The 20,398-nt window shown below is 37.0% G+C and carries 18 protein-coding genes; 11 read left to right on the top strand and 7 right to left on the bottom strand.

Annotated features, from left to right (window positions below):
• Positions 1-11: 11 nt before the first annotated feature.
• The 11 genes from AEQU1_RS10585 (at position 12) to AEQU1_RS10535 (ending at position 10,547) form a co-directional block, all read left to right on the top strand.
• A complete protein-coding gene (locus AEQU1_RS10585; protein ID WP_258455278.1) occupies positions 12-1,229 on the top strand; it encodes a hypothetical protein in 1,218 nt (405 codons plus the stop codon).
• Between the two features lie 69 nt (positions 1,230-1,298).
• Complete coding sequence (locus AEQU1_RS10580) at positions 1,299-1,508, top strand: DUF2892 domain-containing protein (protein WP_111880986.1); 210 nt, start codon at positions 1,299-1,301, stop codon at positions 1,506-1,508.
• A gap of 99 nt (positions 1,509-1,607) precedes the next feature.
• On the top strand, positions 1,608-4,019 hold the full coding sequence (locus tag AEQU1_RS10575) for a heavy metal translocating P-type ATPase metal-binding domain-containing protein (RefSeq protein ID WP_111880984.1): 2,412 nt from the start codon (positions 1,608-1,610) through the stop codon (positions 4,017-4,019).
• A 57-nt stretch (positions 4,020-4,076) separates the two neighbouring features.
• Entirely contained in the window at positions 4,077-4,283 is a 207-nt protein-coding gene (gene ccoS, locus AEQU1_RS10570) for a cbb3-type cytochrome oxidase assembly protein CcoS (RefSeq protein ID WP_111880982.1), read from the top strand.
• Between the two features lie 13 nt (positions 4,284-4,296).
• A complete protein-coding gene (gene ccoN / locus AEQU1_RS10565) occupies positions 4,297-6,498 on the top strand; it encodes a cytochrome-c oxidase, cbb3-type subunit I (RefSeq protein WP_111880981.1) in 2,202 nt (733 codons plus the stop codon).
• 2 nt (positions 6,499-6,500) lie between these two features.
• A complete protein-coding gene (locus AEQU1_RS10560) occupies positions 6,501-6,698 on the top strand; it encodes a CcoQ/FixQ family Cbb3-type cytochrome c oxidase assembly chaperone (RefSeq protein ID WP_111880979.1) in 198 nt (65 codons plus the stop codon).
• Entirely contained in the window at positions 6,695-7,675 is a 981-nt protein-coding gene (locus AEQU1_RS10555) for a cbb3-type cytochrome c oxidase N-terminal domain-containing protein (protein WP_111880978.1), read from the top strand. The genes AEQU1_RS10560 and AEQU1_RS10555 overlap by 4 nt, the downstream gene beginning before the upstream one ends.
• Before the next feature lie 41 nt (positions 7,676-7,716).
• Entirely contained in the window at positions 7,717-9,138 is a 1,422-nt protein-coding gene (gene ccoG, locus AEQU1_RS10550; RefSeq protein ID WP_111880976.1) for a cytochrome c oxidase accessory protein CcoG, read from the top strand.
• A gap of 16 nt (positions 9,139-9,154) precedes the next feature.
• A complete protein-coding gene (locus tag AEQU1_RS10545; RefSeq protein ID WP_111881401.1) occupies positions 9,155-9,601 on the top strand; it encodes a FixH family protein in 447 nt (148 codons plus the stop codon).
• A 28-nt stretch (positions 9,602-9,629) separates the two neighbouring features.
• Positions 9,630-10,367: a sulfite exporter TauE/SafE family protein gene (locus AEQU1_RS10540; protein WP_111880975.1), complete on the top strand. Its 738-nt coding sequence runs from the start codon at positions 9,630-9,632 to the stop codon at positions 10,365-10,367.
• Between the two features lie 12 nt (positions 10,368-10,379).
• Positions 10,380-10,547 carry a hypothetical protein gene (locus tag AEQU1_RS10535; protein ID WP_181566753.1) on the top strand — a complete coding sequence of 56 codons (168 nt, stop codon included), beginning with the start codon at positions 10,380-10,382 and terminating at the stop codon, positions 10,545-10,547.
• Between the two features lie 29 nt (positions 10,548-10,576).
• Here AEQU1_RS10535 and AEQU1_RS10530 read toward each other — a convergent pair whose 3' ends face one another.
• The 7 genes from AEQU1_RS10530 to AEQU1_RS10500 form a co-directional block, all read right to left on the bottom strand.
• Positions 10,577-11,194 (bottom strand): SCO family protein, encoded by a 618-nt coding sequence (locus AEQU1_RS10530; protein ID WP_111880973.1) that lies wholly within the window; start codon positions 11,192-11,194, stop codon positions 10,577-10,579.
• Between the two features lie 11 nt (positions 11,195-11,205).
• A complete protein-coding gene (locus AEQU1_RS10525; RefSeq protein WP_111880972.1) occupies positions 11,206-11,973 on the bottom strand; it encodes a formylglycine-generating enzyme family protein in 768 nt (255 codons plus the stop codon).
• A gap of 12 nt (positions 11,974-11,985) precedes the next feature.
• Positions 11,986-13,452: a copper-containing nitrite reductase gene (nirK, locus tag AEQU1_RS10520; RefSeq protein ID WP_111880970.1), complete on the bottom strand. Its 1,467-nt coding sequence runs from the start codon at positions 13,450-13,452 to the stop codon at positions 11,986-11,988.
• Between the two features lie 21 nt (positions 13,453-13,473).
• Positions 13,474-14,763: an alginate export family protein gene (locus tag AEQU1_RS10515; protein WP_111880969.1), complete on the bottom strand. Its 1,290-nt coding sequence runs from the start codon at positions 14,761-14,763 to the stop codon at positions 13,474-13,476.
• A 96-nt stretch (positions 14,764-14,859) separates the two neighbouring features.
• A complete protein-coding gene (gene hemN, locus AEQU1_RS10510) occupies positions 14,860-16,224 on the bottom strand; it encodes an oxygen-independent coproporphyrinogen III oxidase (protein ID WP_111880967.1) in 1,365 nt (454 codons plus the stop codon).
• Between the two features lie 841 nt (positions 16,225-17,065).
• Complete coding sequence (locus tag AEQU1_RS10505) at positions 17,066-18,322, bottom strand: MFS transporter (protein WP_111880965.1); 1,257 nt, start codon at positions 18,320-18,322, stop codon at positions 17,066-17,068.
• On the bottom strand, positions 18,323-20,383 hold the full coding sequence (locus tag AEQU1_RS10500) for a copper-translocating P-type ATPase (RefSeq protein WP_111880964.1): 2,061 nt from the start codon (positions 20,381-20,383) through the stop codon (positions 18,323-18,325).
• Positions 20,384-20,398: the final 15 nt, after the last annotated feature.

Here is a 20,398-nt window from a genome sequence, read left to right as displayed (position 1 = left end):
AATTTTAAAGCTTGATAGATTTAAAGAAACATATAGTCATTGCGTTGGTCTATTTCTTAATTGTAGCCTTGATGGGAGTGTTGCTTCGGCTATTCTACGTTACGCCCATTCCGCTGAATTATAAATTTATCCTGCACGCACATTCGCACACAGCCCTATTGGGTTGGGTCTATTTGGGATTGACGACCCTGATTTATAAAATTTTCCTTTCTGAAGCGCATAAACCCAAGCTTTACAAACGTATTTTTATCTTTACAAACATTTGTATTATTGGAATGTTAGTGACGTTTCCAATACAAGGCTACGCGCTGTTTTCCATTATATTTTCAAGTCTTTTTCTATTCGCCTCCTATTGGTTTTCATGGTTTGCTATAAAACATATTCCGAAGCATTTTAAAAACCGATTTTCGTGGAAATTGATAAAGACGTCACTTTTATATTTAGTGCTTTCCAGCATCGGTCCGTGGGCAATTGGGTGGGTGATGGCAACGCTGGGGCCTGATTCCATTTGGTACAAAACCTCCATTTATTTCTACCTTCACTTTCAGTATAACGGTTGGTTTATTTTGGCACTTTTGGGTGTTCTATTTTATATTTTTGAAGAAAAAGGAATCCTATTTAATCCCGAAAAATTGAAATCATTTTTCCTTCTTTTGAATTTCGGAATACTCTTTACCGTGTTTCTATCAGTACTCTGGTTCGCTCCACCCTTAATTTTTTATATACTCGGATTGGTAGGAGCGGTGGCGCAAGGTTTGGCTTTTTACGAACTCTATTTGATGCTGAAAAATCATTTCCCGATTTTAAAAAAATCCTTTTCCTCCAGAGTTTTCTTTCTTATGAAAATTTCGGGGAGTTTAATGGTTGTAAAAACTTTAATGCAAGTGTTTTCGGCATTTCCATATGTCGCAAACCTCGCTTTTCAACTCAAGGATTTTGTAATCGGCTACTTGCATTTGGTTTTCCTGGGGATTGTAATCACAACTTTACTCGCCTTTTTGAAATATTTTAAACTTATTGAGCTTCCGAAAAGTTTTTTATTGACTTTCATTTTTGCTTTCACAACTACGGAACTTCTAATTTTTTATAAAGCTACCGCGCTATGGTTGGGCTTACCTTTTTTTTCAAATTATTATTTATTATTGGCAATGTTAAGTTTGGCTTTTCCCATCTCAATTGCAATCCTTTTTTTTAAGAATACTTTTATAGAGTATTTCAAAGCTGCGTAAAAATGCGTACATTTAATTCCCTTATTTACCACTTTTACTAATGTTTATAAACAAATCTAATTTCGTGATATGAAAAAAAATATGGGCGGCGCAGACCGTACAATTAGATTTTTGGTAGCTGCAATTATTGTGGCTTTATATTATTTTGAAGTTATTGATGGTACATTGGCTATTGTATTACTTGTAGTTGCTGGAATTTTTGTTTTAACCAGTTTCGTTAGTTTTTGTCCGATTTATACACTTTTGGGGATAAATTCTTGTAGCATTAAAAGGAGTTAATTTTCGTAAATGCGATTAGTTTAAGTGATATTTATCATTTTTTAAATAGCTTACATTACTAAACTTTGCAGCAGGTATAACGAGCAAATTTTTAGATTGATGGTAAACTGTTTTCATTGTGGCGATCCCTGTTCGGATATTGAAATTAAGCATGAGGAGAAATCCTTTTGTTGCCACGGTTGCAAAACTGTTTATGATATTTTACACGATAACGACCTAAGCTATTATTACGATCTTCAAAAAACCCCAGGAATTTCACCAAGGGAAATTGCTGGGAAATACGACTTTCTCGATAATGAAGTTATTGTTGAAAAGCTCCTTGAATTCAATGATGGCAACACACAAATTGTTTCTTTTTTAATTCCATCAATCCATTGTAGTAGTTGCATTTGGATTCTTGAAAATCTCAATAAACTCAATCCAGCTGTAAAAACTTCACAGGTAAATTTTCCTGAAAAAACAGTTCGTATAACTTTTACTTCGGAAGAAAATTCACTTAAAAATCTGGTTATTCTTTTAAGTCGAATTGGTTACGAACCCTATATTTCACTGGACGATTCCGATAAAAAAGAAAAAAACATCAACAGAAGTCTAATATATAAATTGGGTGTTGCGGGTTTTGCCTTTGGAAATGTGATGTTTCTATCGTTCCCCGAATATTTTGAACATTCCGAATTTTGGTTAGACCAATTCAAACCCTTTTTCCGTTGGTTGATGTTTGCGTTTTCGCTTCCAGTTGTTTTTTATAGTGGTAGCGGTTATTTCACTTCGGCCTACAAAGGACTTCGCTCAAAAATTTTGAATATTGATATTCCCATTGCTCTGGGTATCGCGGTTCTTTTTATACGAAGCACTCTGGATATTGTGATGAATTGGGGTTCCGGTTTTTTTGACAGTTTGACCGGTCTTGTGTTCTTTTTATTGATTGGGAAATTTTTCCAACAGAAAACATACAGTTATCTATCTTTTGAACGCGATTACAAATCCTATTTCCCAATCGCCGTTACCAAACTTTTTAAAAATTCAGAAGGAAAAATTGTGGAGGAACAAGCTGAGGTTTACACCATAAAAAAAGGCGATAGATTATTAATTCGCAATAATGAAATTCTTCCGGTTGATGCCATTTTAATAAAAGGAAATGCGCTGATAGATTACAGTTTTGTTACCGGTGAAGCTGAGCCAGTTTCAAAACAAAGTGGTGATAAACTTTTTGCCGGTGGAAAACAACAGGCCGGAATTTTGGAAGTAGAAGTTTTAAAAGCCGTAGCGCAAAGCTACTTGACCCAACTTTGGAGCAATGATGTTTTCAGCAAGGATAAAACAGGAATTTTTGAATCTATCACTGACAGTATCAGCAAGCGTTTTACGGTTGCAATTCTTTCCGTGGCTTTTATTTCTACTATTTTTTGGCTAGTTTTTGATCCTTCAAAGGCATTCAATGTTTTTACTTCGGTGTTGATTGTTGCCTGTCCGTGCGCCATTGCTTTGGCGGCACCATTCACTTTGGGGAACGTGTTGCGAATCTTCGGAAGGGAAAAACTGTATTTAAAGGAAACTTCGGTAATTGAACAAATGGCAAAGGTAGATACAGTTGTTTTCGACAAAACGGGTACGCTTACTACCAATCAAAAAAACTTGATTACCTACGAAGGCGTTGCGCTTTCCAATGAAGAAAAACAATTGCTTACCAGTACCCTACGCGCTTCCAGCCATCCGCTTAGCCGTTCGCTTTATACTATTTTGGATAAGAACAATATTCAAACCCTGGATGATTTTGAAGAAGAAGTAGGGAAGGGGATTTCAGCAACTTTCAATGACAATTCCATTAAAGTTGGTTCTTATGAATTTGTAGGTTTTTATGATGAAATAACCTCAGAATTAAAGAACAGAACAACTGTACATATTAGCACCAATCAGGTTTACAAAGGGTGTTATATTTTCAATAGCGAATACCGAAAAGGCGTTTCTGAAATTTTTGAACAATTAGGAAATGATAAAGAAGTAGTGGTGCTTTCCGGAGATAATGAAGGCGAGCGAGAACGATTGGAAACCCTACTTCCCAAAGGCACAAAACTCTACTTCAACCAAAAACCGGACGATAAACTCAATTTTATAAAAACCCTTCAGCAAAACGGAAAACAAGTATTGATGATAGGCGACGGTCTTAACGATGCCGGAGCTTTAAAGCAGAGCAATGTAGGTTTTGTAATTTCAGAAAATACCAACGTTTTCTCACCCGCTTGTGATGGAATTCTTGATGCTTCCCAATTCAAAAAAATCGGAGATTATTTAAACTTTTCAAAAAGTAGTGTCAAAATTATAAAATGGGCATTTCTACTTTCGTTGATTTACAATTTAATAGGACTTTCTTTTGCTGTTACGGGACATTTACGTCCGGTAGTTGCTGCTATTTTAATGCCTTTGAGTTCCATAAGTATTGTGGTTTTTACAACAATAGCAACCCAATATATTGGGAAGAAATTAAGAATGGATATAAATAAGCAAAGTTGACGGATGTCATATTTTAAAGGGACGCACAATAATATTTTTGAATTATAAATTTCAGGTATGAACATTATTTATATGCTATTGGCAATCAGTGTTTTCGTAGCGCTCATTTTTTTTGCTCTGTTTATTTATTCGGTTAAAAGAGGGCAATATGACGATACTTACACACCTTCCGTAAGAATGCTTTTTGAAGATGAACTTGTAAAGGAAGGTACTTCGTCCAAAAGTGAAACTTCAAAAGAAAAAATAACCAATCCAAAAAAATAATTCCATTAATACTATGCAAACAGAACAGTTTTACTACGACAACCAGATTGTCAAAAAATTCATCAATGCGACCATATTTTGGGGACTCATTGGTATGAGTGTCGGCTTATTGCTGGCTTTTATGTTTTTGTTCCCTAATATGACGGAAGGTATTTCGTGGCTTAGTTTTGGTCGTTTGCGACCTTTGCACACCAACGCCGTTATTTTTGCCTTTGTAGGGAACGCAATTTTTGCTGGAGTTTACTATTCTTCCCAGCGCCTACTTAAAGCGCGTATGTGGAGTGACTTTCTTAGTAACTTGAATTTTTGGGGCTGGCAAGCTATTATTGTTGGTGCTGCAATCACACTTCCTTTAGGTTATACTACTTCAAAGGAATATGCTGAGCTTGAGTGGCCTTTTGATATTGCTATCGCAGTAATTTGGGTTGCGTTTGGAGTAAACTTAATAATGACAATGGTGAAAAGACGCCAGCGCCACTTGTATGTGGCTCTGTGGTTCTATTTGGCAACTTGGGTCACCGTTGCCGTGCTTCACATTGTTAACAGCATGGAAATACCTGTTTCGGCTTTGAAGAGTTATTCTATGTATGCAGGAGTACAGGATGCGCTAGTGCAATGGTGGTACGGGCATAATGCGGTGGCATTTTTCCTTACCACACCTTTCCTTGGATTGATGTATTATTTTGTACCCAAAGCGGCGAACAGACCGGTATATTCCTACCGTCTTTCCATAGTTCACTTTTGGTCTTTGATCTTTATCTATATTTGGGCAGGGCCACACCACCTTTTATATTCCGCACTTCCAGAATGGGCGCAGAACTTGGGAGTTGCCTTTTCGGTAATGCTTTTAGCTCCATCTTGGGGTGGTATGATTAACGGTCTTTTGACGCTTCGCGGTGCTTGGGATAAAGTACGTGTTGATCCAGTTTTAAAGTTTATGGTTGTTGCAATTACCGGTTATGGTATGGCAACTTTTGAAGGCCCAATGCTTTCTCTTAAAAACGTAAACGCGATAGCTCACTTTAGCGACTGGATTATAGCGCACGTTCACGTTGGCGCACTTGCCTGGAATGGTTTCTTAACCTTTGGTATGATTTATTGGTTGGTGCCGCGTCTTTTTAAAACAAAATTGTATTCCATTAAATTGGCAAACGCCCATTTCTGGATAGGTACTTTGGGTATTATTATGTACACCCTTCCAATGTACGTTGCAGGATTTATGCAGGCTTCCATGTGGAATCAGTTCAACCCAGATGGAACACTAACCTATGGAAATTTCCTAGAGACAGTTACTCAAATTATGCCAATGTACACGATGCGTGCAATTGGAGGAACATTATATATTACAGGAGCTTTTATCTTATTATACAATATTGTAATGACGGCTAGAAGAGGTAGCAAGGTTACTGATGAACTTGCAGAAGCTGCACCTTTAGCACCGGTGACTAAAAAACAGACTTCCGGCGAAGGCTACCATACTTGGTTGGAGCGCCGTCCTGTTAAATTGACAATTTATGCAACCATTGCTATTTTGATTGGAGGGATGGTACAGATTATTCCTTCATTAATGGTAGATGATTATGTGCCTGTAATTTCTAGCGTAAAGCCTTATACACCACTAGAGTTGGAAGGCCGAGACATATATATTCGAGAAGGTTGTGTTTCCTGTCACTCACAGATGATTCGTCCTTTCAGAAGTGAAGTAGAGCGCTATGGTGAATATTCAAAATCTGGCGAATATGTTTACGACCACCCATTCCTTTGGGGAAGTAAACGTACAGGCCCCGACTTGCATCGGGTGGGTGGAAAATATTCAGATAACTGGCATTTGAACCACTTGTATGATCCACAAAGTACGTCTTCCGGTTCCATTATGCCTTCTTATAGATGGTTGGTGAATTCAGAATTGGACAAATCAGACACAGAGGCAAAAATGCGCGTAATGGTTACGCTGGGAGTTCCCTATACTGAAGAAGAAATAGTAAACGCTCAAAAGTGGATGGACGAACAGGGTGCCAAAATAGAGAAGAATCTCTACAGTGATCCTGATTTTGTAAAAACCTACGAGGCAGATATGAAATACGCCAAAGACAATGGTGAGGATTTCATAGAAATGAAAAATCGCGAAGTAGTAGCAGTAATAGCCTATTTGCAACGTCTGGGAACTGATATTAAAGTAGATAACGCTGAAAATACTTCAGCTAAAAACGAATAGTTATGTTAAGATTTATAAAAGGAAACCTCGAGAACATTGATAATGTTCAAATATATCCACTGATTTCACTTTTAATATTCTTCATCTTTTTTGTGGTGCTTTTTTATTGGGTAATCACTGCGAAGAAAGCACATATTACCGAAGTGAGCAATATTCCATTGGAAGACGATACTAATAACCAAAACGAAGAAATACTATGAAAACCACAGCCTCTTATTTAAGAGTCATAGGCTTTATGATTCTCGCCTTTTTTTTACTGGAACTCACCGTTGATTCTGGTGAAGATTGGGCAATAGTGAAATATCCAATAATTTGGGCCGTGTTGGGAATGGTTTTTTTCTTCGCCATTGCTTTGGAAATTGTTGCCTCAGCTCTGCAACGAATTCTTTTTGGTGGGCTTACCGAAGAAGCGAAAGCACGTTACATTGCCGCTGAAACGTTACGTGAACAAAACAGATTTGGATGGTTCAAAAGAAAATACACAGAAATGCTTGGCTCCAAACCAATGGAGAGCGAACAGGAAATTGTTTTGGATCATAATTATGATGGCATACGCGAATTGGATAACAAACTTCCACCTTGGTGGGTATATATGTTTTATGCTTCTATAATTTTTGCAGCTATATACTTGGTACGTTTTGAGATTTTTGATGGTCCCAACCAAATAGATGAATATGAAACTGAAGTTGCACAGGCAAAACTGGATGTTGCGGAATTCAAGAAAAATAACAAAGATTTAATTGATGTAAACACCGTTGAACTCTTAACCGAATCTTCTGACCTAGCAGCAGGAGAAGCAGTATTTACCGCAAATTGTGTGGCCTGTCACAAAGTAGGTGGAGCCGGTGGAATTGGTCCAAACCTAACGGATGATTATTGGATTTTAGGCGGTGGCATCAAGAATGTATTTCACACCATCAGCGAAGGTGGCCGTGCCGGAAAAGGAATGATATCTTGGAAAACAGATCTTAAACCTAGCGAAATGGCACAAGTGGCCAGCTATGTTTTGAGTCTTCACGGCACCAACCCAGTAGATCCAAAAGATCCCGAGGGTGATATTTGGGTAGATGAAAATGCTCCGGTTGATAATGTGCAGGTAAAACAAGTTGATTCTACCGAAATTGAAGTGAAAATAACAAACGATCCTGTAATTGATAATATAGAATCAGGTAAATAATTACAGTTAATATCAAATCAATAACATTTAAAATCTAAAAATTGGATACTCCAGAAAACGAAAGGTTTCGCGACAGTATAGGAACGGTAACGGAAGAAGGTAAAAGGGCATGGGTTTATCCTAAAAAACCCTCGGGCAAATTATACCAATACAGAAAATACGTAAGCTATTTTCTGCTCGCCTTTTTGTTCGCTGCGCCTTTTGTGAAAATTAACGGCAATCAATTTTTGCTGTTCAATGTGTTGGAGAGACGTTTCAATATTTTTGGATTTCCGTTTTGGCCACAGGATTTTTATCTTTTTGTAATAATGATGATCATTGGCGTGGTTTTCATTATCTTTTTCACCGCAGCCTTTGGAAGGATTTTCTGTGGATGGATCTGCCCGCAGACCATTTTTATGGAAATGGTTTTCCGAAGAATAGAATATTGGATTGATGGTGATCGTGGGGCACAGATTCGTTTGGACAAACAGAAGTGGAATGCCGAAAAAATTAGAAAACGTGTATTGAAATGGATCGTTTTCTTTATCATTTCATTCTTGATTGCGAATATATTTCTGGCTTATTTTATAGGTAGCGACAGACTGTTACAATATGTTTTTGAAGGTCCGCTGGAACATATTAGCACCCTTATTTCGCTGTTTGTTTTTACTGCGGTTTTCTATTTCATTTTTGCGTGGTTCCGCGAACAGGTCTGTATTATAGCTTGCCCTTACGGAAGATTGCAGGGCGTTTTGCTCGACAATAAATCCATCATTGTGGCCTATGATCATAAACGGGGCGAAAAGGAAGTTGGCCGTGCTAAATTCAAGAAAAATGAAGACCGCGAATCTTCCGGAAAAGGAGACTGCATCGACTGTTTTCAATGTGTAAATGTTTGTCCAACAGGAATTGATATTCGAAACGGAACGCAGTTGGAATGTGTAAACTGCACAGCCTGCATCGACGAATGCGATAGTATTATGGAAGCCGTGAATCTTCCAAAAGGATTGATTCGCTACGCCAGTGAAGAAAATATTGAAAAGAAAGCACCATTCAAGTTTACGCCACGATTGAAGGGTTATATAGCAGTTCTGGTTATTTTAATTGGTGTGCTTACAGGAATGTTGTTTTTAAGAAGTGATGTAGAAGCAAATATTTTACGTCTCCCCGGCCAGTTATACGAACACAAGGCAGACAACATTATCAGCAATGTTTTTACTTATAAATTACTGAATAAAACCACGAAGAATATTGAAAATATTCACTTTAAACTGAAATCCCCAAAAGGAACAATCCACGCCGTAAAGCAGGGAGAAATTGTAGTTCCCGCGCAAGATTTGGCAGAAGGAACGCTCTTTATTGAAATAAACAATTCAGTTTTAAGCGGCGATAAAAATCGTGCGGTGATTGAAGTCTACAGTGGCAAAGATTTAATTGAAACTACGAGTGTTACCTTTTTGGGACCAAGAAGTTATAAATAATTCAACTATAAAAATTATGAAAATAAATTGGGGCACAGGATTAGTAATTGTAATGGCGCTTTTTATAACATTCATAATGTATTTCGTTATAAAAATAAGTACCGACAAAAAGTATGATTATGATTTGGTAACCGAAGAATATTATAAAAAAGAAATGGTTTACCAAAAAGAAATTGATGACGAAGAAAATTCCAATTCGTTGGAAAGTAACATTTCTGGAGAAAAAACCCAAGAAGGTTGGATGCTTACCTTTCCGAAAAATATAGATTACACAAAAATAGAAGGTACCGTATTCCTTTATAGAACCTCCAACAAAAAACTGGATTTTCAACTTCCTTTGAAACTTTCAGGACAAAACTTATTAATACCGGATGACCGGTTAGTAGCGGGCAGATGGAACACAATAGTTCAATGGACCTATGAAGGAAAAGATTATCTGTATAAAAACGAGATTTTTTATTAAAAGAAAAACCTAAAATTGAATACTAAAAATGCTTGCAACCGCACTTATATTCGGATTATTGGGAAGTTTCCACTGTGTGGGAATGTGCGGGCCTATTGCTTTTTTGTTGCCGGTTGATAGAACCAATAATTTCAAAAAACTTGGGCAGATATTTCTTTATCACTTTGGAAGAATTTTAGCATATAGTTTACTAGGATTGGTTTTTGGATTGGTCGGCAAAAGCTTAAACCTGTTCGGGTTTCAGCAGCAATTATCCATTATCATTGGAGTATTGATGATAGGGGTTATTTTTCTTCCGCAGAAAACTTTCAATAAATACAATTTTTCGAAACCGGTTTTTAAAATTATTTCAAAAGTAAAATCAGCTTTAGGAAAAGAACTCAAAAAGAAAACTCCCGATACTTTTTTAACTATCGGATTTTTGAACGGGTTTCTTCCATGCGGCTTAGTTTATATGGCTGTTTTTGGAGCTATCGCTTCCGGAAATGCACTACAAGGTAGTTTATATATGGCGGTTTTTGGTCTTGGAACTATCCCGCTTATGACTTCTGCCATTTATCTAGGCAATTTTTTAAATGGCCAAGTACGTCAGCGTATTCGCCGTGCGATTCCAGTTCTTGTTGTAGTTATAGGATGTCTATTCATCGTAAGAGGTTTGGGATTGGGTATTCCATATATTTCGCCTAAACCGATGACGGAAAAGATAGATTCTAATTATAATTGCCATACAACAGCTTCAGAAAATAAACCAATCAATAACAATTAAAATAATCAGATTATGACAAATTCAATCTTACCACTTGCTAATTGGGGAATGGGAACTGCAATTATTATTTTCTTCGCAATCCTTTGCGTTGTACTTTCAGCGATGGTGCTTAGCTTTGTTTTTAGCGGAAAAAAGAAGAATGATGATGAAGTAACACCTTCCGAAAAAGATAATTTATAGAACTTCTAAGGCTCTTTTATTTTAAGAAATTATTTCGTCAAATCAATAATGGCCTGTACTGTTTCTTTATTATTCACTCCCAAACCTTCCTGTTGATGTGCAAGTTCGCCAGCTTTGTTAAAAACACTTATAATGTTTGAGTGCGAAAAATCCATTGGTGAAATCTGTTTGTAGTTTACTGCCAAAACAGCTGCAAATTCACGAGTATCATCCTCGCTACCGCGCAGAAAAAGCCATTTGGCATCTTCCATTTCATTTTCTTTTGCAAAGGCAGTCAAACGTTCTGGCGTATCAGTTTTCGGATCAATACTCACAAAAACATATTGAATTCCGTCTTTTTTATTTTCAGGAATTTGTTTTTCAATATTGCGCATATCGGCCACCAATCGCGGGCACGCAGCTTGGCAAGATGTGTAGATCATAACCATTACGAGCACTTTGCCCTGTAACTGTTTCAGTTCAATTTCGTTGCCGTCCTGAGTTGTCCATTGGGAGGGAAGGTTGTAAATGGACATATCTGAAATTTTGTTATCCGTGCTGTTTTCAGAACTGTTTTCTGCTGTTATTTCAGTATCTTTTTTTGAAGTGTCGTTGCAAGAAATTGCGAACAGCGAAAGTGCAATTAATATATATTTGAAATTTTTCATAACAATTTATTTTAGTTTTCTAAATTCTTTGCGCATCGAAAACCCAAATTTTGGGAAGAGTAGCGCGCTTTCATACTTCCGCGGAATGCATAGCGCATAAAGGCGGCATAATTCATTAAATCTGAAGCGCCAATTGCGGCACTTCCGCAGAAAAGATTAGAATCTTTATCTACATCTTTTCGGGATTCGCCGGAGATGAGTACTGTGTTAAAATCCTGCGTCCATTCCCACACCAAGCCGTGCAAGTCATAAATTCCCCAATAATTTTTAAAAGTTGAACCAACCGTTTTATTGAAGGTTTTTGGAGTTTCGTACCAGTTCAAAATATATTGGTTATAGGATTCTACTTTTCTTGCATCGGGTACATTTTCGTTCGCCATTGCAGCATATTCCCATTCGTCCATTTTTGGTAAACGTTTGCCTTGACATTCGCAGTATTTTTTTGCGGCAAACCAAGAAACGTTTGTTGCTGGAGCATTTGGAAGACCGCTGAAATTTTCATCAGTGGTCCATTTTGTTAGATAACTTTCATCTGCAAAGAGTCTCTTTATATTGCTTTTTTTCCATAGCGGATTTTCTTTTACAAATTTTAAAAAGTCAGCATTTGTAACGGGATAGACATCCATCATAAATGAATCTACTTTTACAGTTTTGTCTGCAGTGCCATAAAGCGGAAGATAAACACCGCCCTTTACGGTAGCCATTTCATTATTTTGGGCTGTGACTTTACAAAATAATAGGGTACTGACTAGGAAAAGTGCGGTGTTAAATAATTTCATAGTATACAATATCTATTTATTTCTAACGGCTTGAACCATTTCTGGCGTAACTTCTTTTTTAGAATTACCCCAGCTGTTATAAACGTAAGTAAGTACGTTGGTAACATCTTCGTCAGAAAGTGCTTGGGCAGTCATTACACTGTTGTATTTCTTGCCATTTACTGTTATTTCTCCAGTTTTTCCGTGTAAAACAATATCGATAGCGCGGTTTACATCGGCATTTAAGTAATCAGATTTTGCCAAAGGAGGAAAGGCTCCGGGAATTCCTTGGCCATTTGCTTGATGGCAGGCAACACAAGTAGCTGTAAATTTGTCTTTCCCGAATTTCATTCGTTCTTCAAAAGTAAAAGCTTTCACTTCCTCTTTTTCCTTTTTTACACCATCTGTAGGCATGGATTGAATTGCGCCACCTTCCGGAAGATAAATACCATCACGAATCTCTCCCGAATAAATTGCTTTGTTTTCTTCACCTTCTACTTTAAGCATCGCCAAAGCGCCTTTGTTAAAAGCTCTGAAAATAGAGTGGTCAACCAATATAAATGTTCCGGGAACATCTACGCGAAATTCTACAATTGCAGCACCTCCCGCGGGTATCATTGTTGTTTGAACATTTTCATTAATCATGCTTCCACCTTCAATATGAACTTTATCAAAAATTTCTCCAATTACGTGGAAGGATGAAACAAGACCAGGTCCGCCATTACCAACAAAGAGACGTATTTTTTCACCCACTTTTGCAGTAAGTGCATTATCGCCAGTCATAGCACCAACGTGGCCGTTGAATACTACATAGTCCGGAGTTTCGTTGATTGCTTTCTGCATATCGAAAGCTTGCAGGCCACGTTCGCCATATTTTCCTTCGGTATAAAAATCACCTTGCATAATATAATATTCTTTATCAACTGGTTCCAAACCCCCTTCAGGCTCTACTAAGATAAGACCATACATTCCGTTTGCAATGTGCATTCCCACAGGCGCGGTTGCACAATGGTAAACATAAAGTCCAGGATTAAGTACTTTAAAAGAGAACACTTTTTCGTGCCCCGGAGCAACAAATGAAGATTCTGCACCACCACCTGGACCGTTCACTGCGTGAAGGTCAATGTTGTGGGGAAGCTTGTTGTCTGGGTGATTTTTCAAATGAAATTCCACTTCATCGCCTACACGGGTTCTTATGAAACTACCAGGAACAGTTCCGCCAAACGTCCAATAAACATATTTAACGCCGCCAGTCATTTCGCCTTCACGTTCTTGAATTTCAAGATCGACGATCAGTTTTTTCGCCATACGTTTTCCAACCGGAGTTGGAACAAATGGCGGTGAGGTTAGTTCCGCAATCATTTCTTGATTCACGGGAATATCTACCGTATCATTGTATTTTTTGTCGGATTGGTCGTTTACACAGCCTGAAAGGAAAACCACTCCTCCTAAACAGAGAAGCATTTTTGTTACAAGATTTTTTTTGAAAGTTAATGTCATAGCTTAATGTTTAATGTTGATTTATTGGTTTTGATTGTTAATTTGTTCGTCTTGTTTTTGCCAAGTAAAAAGCACAGGATCAATGGTTAACATTGCCCAAGCCCAATTATTTGAATTACCGTCAAAATTATTTTTTACGGTTTCGATGCCGTTTGACGCAAAAAATTGAGAATATCCGGCTTGAACAGCAACAAATTCACTCAATTTATGTGAAATTACTAAATCTATTTCATAACCCAAATTTTTTGAGTTTTCGTTTAAAATCTCAGCAGCGGCCAAAAACTTGTGAAGCCCTACAGCTAAGTTTGATTTTTTATTGAAGGAGTATTTTAAATTTCCGTAAAAATCCACCAACCCAACATTGTCAATATGATTGCCAACATAGTAGTAATCCATAAATCCATTGAATTTGTGATTTGTTCCATATAGCGGATTGAAAGCTTTATTCTTTCCATTTGAAGGTGCGCCAAAATCATTTCCGCTTTGTAGCTCACCACCTAAAGTGAAATTGAGATTTTCCATTGCAGAATAATTTGCTTCCAACGAAACCAAATAAGCGCTCAAATCATTATTGGCGATATCTTTTCCAAATTGATAATATAAATTTGAAGCAAAACCGAATTTATTTGCCTTCGCCTTTAAGTGAATTCCTGCGGTTTGGCTATAGCGTGTGTCGTTTTTAGATTCATCAATTTCATCAATATATTGCAGGCCATTATTTAAGAATAGAAAACTGGCTGAAAGTTTTTCCCAATCCTTATGAAACCATAGATATTGAAAACTTTTGTAAGTATTTTTAGTTAGCACATTTCCAGTCAAAGCTTCGCCGTTTTGATTGTAGGCTGCTCCAAAATGAAGTTCCATGAAATTTGGCTCAAATTTTAAAATTGCCGCATCATGGCTTCGGCCTTGCTGCGCCCAGTCTACATTTCCGAAGAAACGCTGATCGTCATAAACAATTTCCTGTCGACCTATTTTTAAGTTGAGATCTGAAATTAACTGTATTTCTGCCCAAGCTTGATGAAGGGAAAAACCGTTTTCATCTGCTATGTTAAGTTGCGGTACATCACCCCAAACCCGAACGTCCTGCGGACTTAAATAGAACTGAAGTTTTTCGGTTTTATAGCTAAAATTTAATCTTGTTCTTTGTGAAACAAAAGCAGCTGGATTTACATCATTTGGGAAAAGCGTTTTGTAACCGTGACGAAACTCAAAACGTGGACGTAGCTGAGTCTCTACCGTAAATTGTGAATATGTGATGTTTATTGAAAAAAATAAAATTAAAACTAAAGTACATTTTGCCAGTTTCATTGAACTATAATTAATTTAGGATACAAATGTCTTATTTGCTGTTTTTATAAAATATGACCAAAGTCACAATGTGAAGTTTTCTTGAAACTTTTTACTTTAAATAGTCATTGAAAACAGTTGCGTTTCTGGTTTGCTTCGTTGTAAAAGCACATCAAAAGCCATGCAGACATTACGAACAAAAGGACGCCCTTTTTCGGTTATTTGAAGTTTTTTGGAACCGAATTGTAATATACCATCATCTTCCATTTCTTTTAATTTAAGAAGAACTTCCGGCAACTCATCAAATAGGAGGGAGTCATCTTCCCAAGAAGTTTCCAAACGGCACATCATATTCAGAATATGTTTACGGATAATAAGATCTTCCTCGTTCAACATATGGCCTCGATACACGGGAAGAATTCCTTGTTCCACCAATTCTTGGTATTCCTCCACATTTTTTGAGTTTTGACCAAAACTGTACCAGCTATCTCCAATTGCAGAAACACCTAAGCCGATCATTAATTGAGTTTTGCTATCTGTATACCCCATAAAATTACGGTGCAGTTTTTTTTCTTCTAGCGCATTGTATAAGCTATCGGTTTTTAGGGCGAAATGATCCATCCCAATTTCAATATATCCAGCTTCTTCGAGCATGCTTTTACCAGTTTCGTACATATTGCGCTTTTCTTCGGCACTGGGCAAGTCTTCATCTTTAAAACCACGCTGGCCGTTTCCTTTTATCCACGGAACATGTGCGTAGCTGTAAAAGGCAATACGGTCTGGCATTAGTTCTTTTGTCTTTTCAATTGAATGGATTACGTGCTCCTTTTTTTGAAATGGAAGTCCAAAAATAATATCGTGGCCTACAGAAGTGTAACCAATTTCACGGGCAGTTTCGGTAACGCGTTTTACATTGGCAAATGGTTGCAGTCTGTGTATAGCAATTTGTACCGTAGTATTATAATCCTGCACGCCGTAACTAACCCGGGTAAATCCACAATCAAATAGCGTTTGTAAATGTTCTTCTGAAGTATTGTTTGGATGTCCTTCAAAACTGAAGGAAGGGTTTTCAGCTATGGTTGCATCGTAAAAAATTTCCCGTAAAAGCAATTTTAAATTTTCAGCCGAAAAAAAAGTGGGTGTGCCACCGCCAAGGTGTAATTCTTTTATAATTGGACGTTCAGGAAAGAGTTTCAAATAGAGTCGCCATTCTTTTAGAATAGATTCTAAATAGGGAGTTTCAACACCGTGGTTTTTGGTTATTCGTTTATTGCATCCACAAAAAGTACAGAGACTTTCGCAAAACGGGAGGTGGATGTAAAGACTTATGCCTTCTGTAGAATTACTTTCTGAAAAACTTTGAACTACATTTTTCTTCCATTCACTTAACGAAAATTTTTCGTTGTTCCAGTACGGAACTGTGGGATAGCTTGTATATCGCGGACCGGGAACGTTGTATTTTGAAACTAAACGACTTTGCATGGCTTTAAATTTATGAGCCAAAAGTACCTTTGTTGCGTTTTTTATGAAATGATAAATATCACCTTGTCAATTCTCAAAAAAAAAGACATCAATGAAGCTATCTTTTTAAAAGTCGAGATGAACTTGCTTGGGTAAGTTGAACGGCACAATGAAACCACTTTTATGGTGGTTTCATTGTACCACCCCAAATAAAAAAAAGACACCCGAAAGTGTCTTTTGTAAGTCGGGATGACAAGATTATCTAATTGTATTCAAATAATTGATTGTCAATAGATTGTGCTGTTACATTTATTGAATTAACCGAACTCTAAACTCGGTTCAAATTAGCACATTTAGTTGCAAATTCTATACGTCTTTTACTTTATAAAAATACGAAAATAATTGGATAATATATTCTTTATTCTGTTAGTCAAACTTTTCTCTTCTGTGAAAGAGGAACTATCCAATATTTTAAATTTATAGTATTTAAAGGGCTTCCCAAACTTCTCTAATTTTATACGCACCGAATTACGCACCTCATATCAAAATTTAACATATTTCATTTATTCCATGTTAGATTTTTTGGATTACTCTATAATTTTTTTAACCTTCAATTCTCCTTTTACCTCTTTAAAGAATAAATATTCAATGCGTATGGAAAAATTGGTAATCACACTTCCGTAAGTTATCCTCGTCTCTCTAATTTAGGAATTTCAAATATTATTTTAGTGTTTGACCAAACAGTGTTGTTATGTTTATTTACGATCGGTTGTTTCTAACCATACAGTATCGGGTCGGCACCTTCAATATTCATCGTTCTTTGTAATTATCCTATATGGAATATTTAGGCTTTAGAATTGAGTTAGTTATCAATAAGTGCAACACTTGGTTGGTCTTTTTTATGTTCGTAGGAATTCTTAAGAAAGAACACAAAGCCAATAGCAACCAAGGTTATGCTTCCAGAAATTATGAATGGATAGTAAAAACCACCAGCAAGAAGCCAAGTTCCTAAAACGGGACCTAAAATCTGACCAATACTATTGGTCGAGCTCTGTATGGATATATTTCGACCCGTATTTTTTTTAGAAGTTAATGAAACGGCTGATAATAAATTAGGTATTACCATAGCAATACCAGTAGCAAAAACAACGATTAGTCCATATACGAAAAATTCATTTGTAAAAAATGGAAAGATGATCAAGGAAATTCCAGATATGAATAATCCTAGAGTGATTTGTTTCTTTGTGGATAAAAATTTCTCTCCGTAAGTAGCAAAAACGGGCTGTAGAACAGCCATTATAGCGCCGCATAACATAAAGCCAATACCCACTTGATTGCTGTTAAAACCTAAGTCATCTTTTCCGTAAATTGAAAAAACCGTTTCAAATAAGGTCAATATAAATTGGATTATAAAGGATACTATCAGTAATACGATAAAGTATTTGGAAAATATGAATCGCAAGCTTACTTTCTGTGTCGTGAACTTATGTACACGAGTGGTGTTTTTAAGCCATTTCATCACAATAGATAGAACAATCAATCCGAGTAGGGCAGCGAATAAAAATGGTATTGAAAATCGGTCTAAATGTAGCAAACCCATAGAATATTGTAAATGAAAATCAGTCTGGGAAAGAAAGCTTCCAATAACGGGGCCGAAAATAACTCCTGAACTAATGGCAACACCAGACCAGGCCATTATTTTTGTTCTTCGTTTTTCAGAAGTAATGTCACTTAAATATGCGTTGCTGACAGGAATAACCGAAGAAGTGAATATACCACCAAAAATCCGAGCAACATATAGCATTGTCAGAGATGTGGCTAAGCCCGTCAGTAATTGCATAACTACAAAACCAATGAGTCCACAGATGATAATAGGTTTGCGACCATATTTATCTGAAAGCTTTCCCCAAACTACTACAAAGAGTAGTTGAAAAAAAGGATAAATACTTGTGAGCAATCCTATATGAAAATTGATACGGTCTGGATCGAGATTACCTGCTAATGCTAATCTTTCGGTATAGTAGGGAAGGGTTGGCAGTAATATACCATAGCCCAACATCACTACGAATAAACTCAACAGGATTAAAAATATCCTGTTGATTTTTTCTTTCCTTTTCATTTATTTTTTACCAATTTTCCGCTTTAATAATTGGGCATTAATAGCTACAATTATGGTGCTCAAACTCATTAACACAGCTCCTACCGCTGGTCCTAAAACAAAGCCTGAGGAATATAATACGCCAGCAGCTAAAGGAATGGCCACAACATTATATCCTGTTGCCCATATTAGATTTTGAATCATTTTGTTGTAGGTCGCCTTACCGAATAAAATTAAATTGGCAATATCCTGTGGATTGCTATTTACCAAAATAATATCGGCTGTTTCAGCGGCTACATCTGTACCTGACCCAACGGCAATACCAACGTTTGCTTGTGCCAAGGCAGGCGCATCGTTTACACCATCTCCCGTCATAGCCACAAACTCACCTTTTCCTTGTAATTCTTTAACTAGTTCAACTTTCTGATGAGGTAAAACTTCTGCATAGTAGCCATCTAAACCAAGCTTATCGCTCACTGCTTTGGCTGTTATTTCGTTGTCTCCTGTTGCCATTATGACTTTGATATTGTTCTTCTTGAATATTTTAATAGCTTCAGCAGATTCTGGTCTTATTTCATCAGCAAGAGCAATGTATCCAGCTAGTTGCCCATCAATCAAAACGAAAACAACCGTTTCAGCAGCATCACTAAAAGCATCTTTTGGAATTTCTATTTTTTCATCTCTTAAGAAGCCTGGACTAACCACTTTTACTTGCTTTCCTTCTACATTTGCCTCCACACCTTTACCGGTAATCGCATTAAAGTTTTCAAGTTTTGGGATGTCAATTTTGTCTTCTCTAACTTTTTTAATAATTCCTACAGCAATAGGATGTTCTGAACTTTGTTCCAAGGCACTGGAAAGTCTCAAAATTTCTTCGTTTGAATAAGATTCATTTACAGATTCTATTCTGGTAACGCCGAAATCACCTTTCGTCAATGTTCCTGTTTTGTCAAAAAGCAGCACTGAAATTTTACGTGATTCTTCAAAAGCCGTTCTATTACGAATCAATAATCCATTTTGTGCTGATACTGAGGTAGAAATAGCAACTACTAAAGGAATTGCAAGACCAAGTGCATGTGGACAAGCAATGACCATTACAGTAACCATTCGTTCCAATGCATATACAAATGGGAAGCCTAAAATCAACCAAACTGCCAATGTTCCAAAACCGATCCCCAAAGCAATATATGTCAACCATTTTGCAGCCCTATCCGAAAGGTTTTGCATTTTGGACTTGGTTTTTTGAGCTTCCTCAACCATTGTGATTACTTTGTTGAGATAGCTATCTTTACCTGTATGCTCTACTTTTACCTTTATGCTGCCATTACCGTTTACTGAACCTCCTATTACTTTATCTTTTTCCTCTTTTTTTACTGGTTTCGATTCTCCGGTAAGCATAGATTCATTTAAATAGCTTGAGCCTTCTACAATAATCCCATCGGCAGGAACTTTCTCTCCGGGCTTAACCAATATCACATCATCTTTCAATAAATCTTCGAGAGGAATATCTTCAATAGTATCGCCTTTTACGCGATGTGCTTCAGCTGGCATCATACTTACGAGAAGCTGTAGGGCTTTTGAAGCACCCAAAACACTCTTCATTTCTATCCAATGCCCAATGAGCATAATTGCGATAAGTGTAGCCAGTTCCCAGAAAAAGTCGACACCTTCTAAACCAAATACCGTGGCGGAACTATATACATAAGCTACGGTAATTGCCATAGATATAAGCGTCATCATTCCTGGTGCACCACTCTTTATTTCTGAAACAATACCTTTCAGAAAAGGCCATCCACCATAGAAATACACAATAGTAGAAAGAGCAAAAAGTATATATGGATTACCCGGAAGTAAAAATTCATATCCGAAAAATCCTTGGATCATTGGCGAGAATATCAATATGGGAATTGTAAGTACAAGCGTTACCCAAAAGCGTTTCTTGAAGTCGGCAATCATCATTTTATGATGGTCGTGGCCAGCCATTCCCATGGGTGCATTACCGTCATGATTGGAATGATCTATTCCTGCCCGACCGGCAGGCGGGTTTGAATGGTCCATTTCTTCGTGTTTTTGATTTTCCATTATAGTGTTGTTTAA

Source organism: Aequorivita sp. CIP111184, from assembly GCF_900489465.1.
Lineage (GTDB): Bacteria > Bacteroidota > Bacteroidia > Flavobacteriales > Flavobacteriaceae > Aequorivita.
This window is presented reverse-complemented; position numbering and strand designations above follow the sequence as displayed.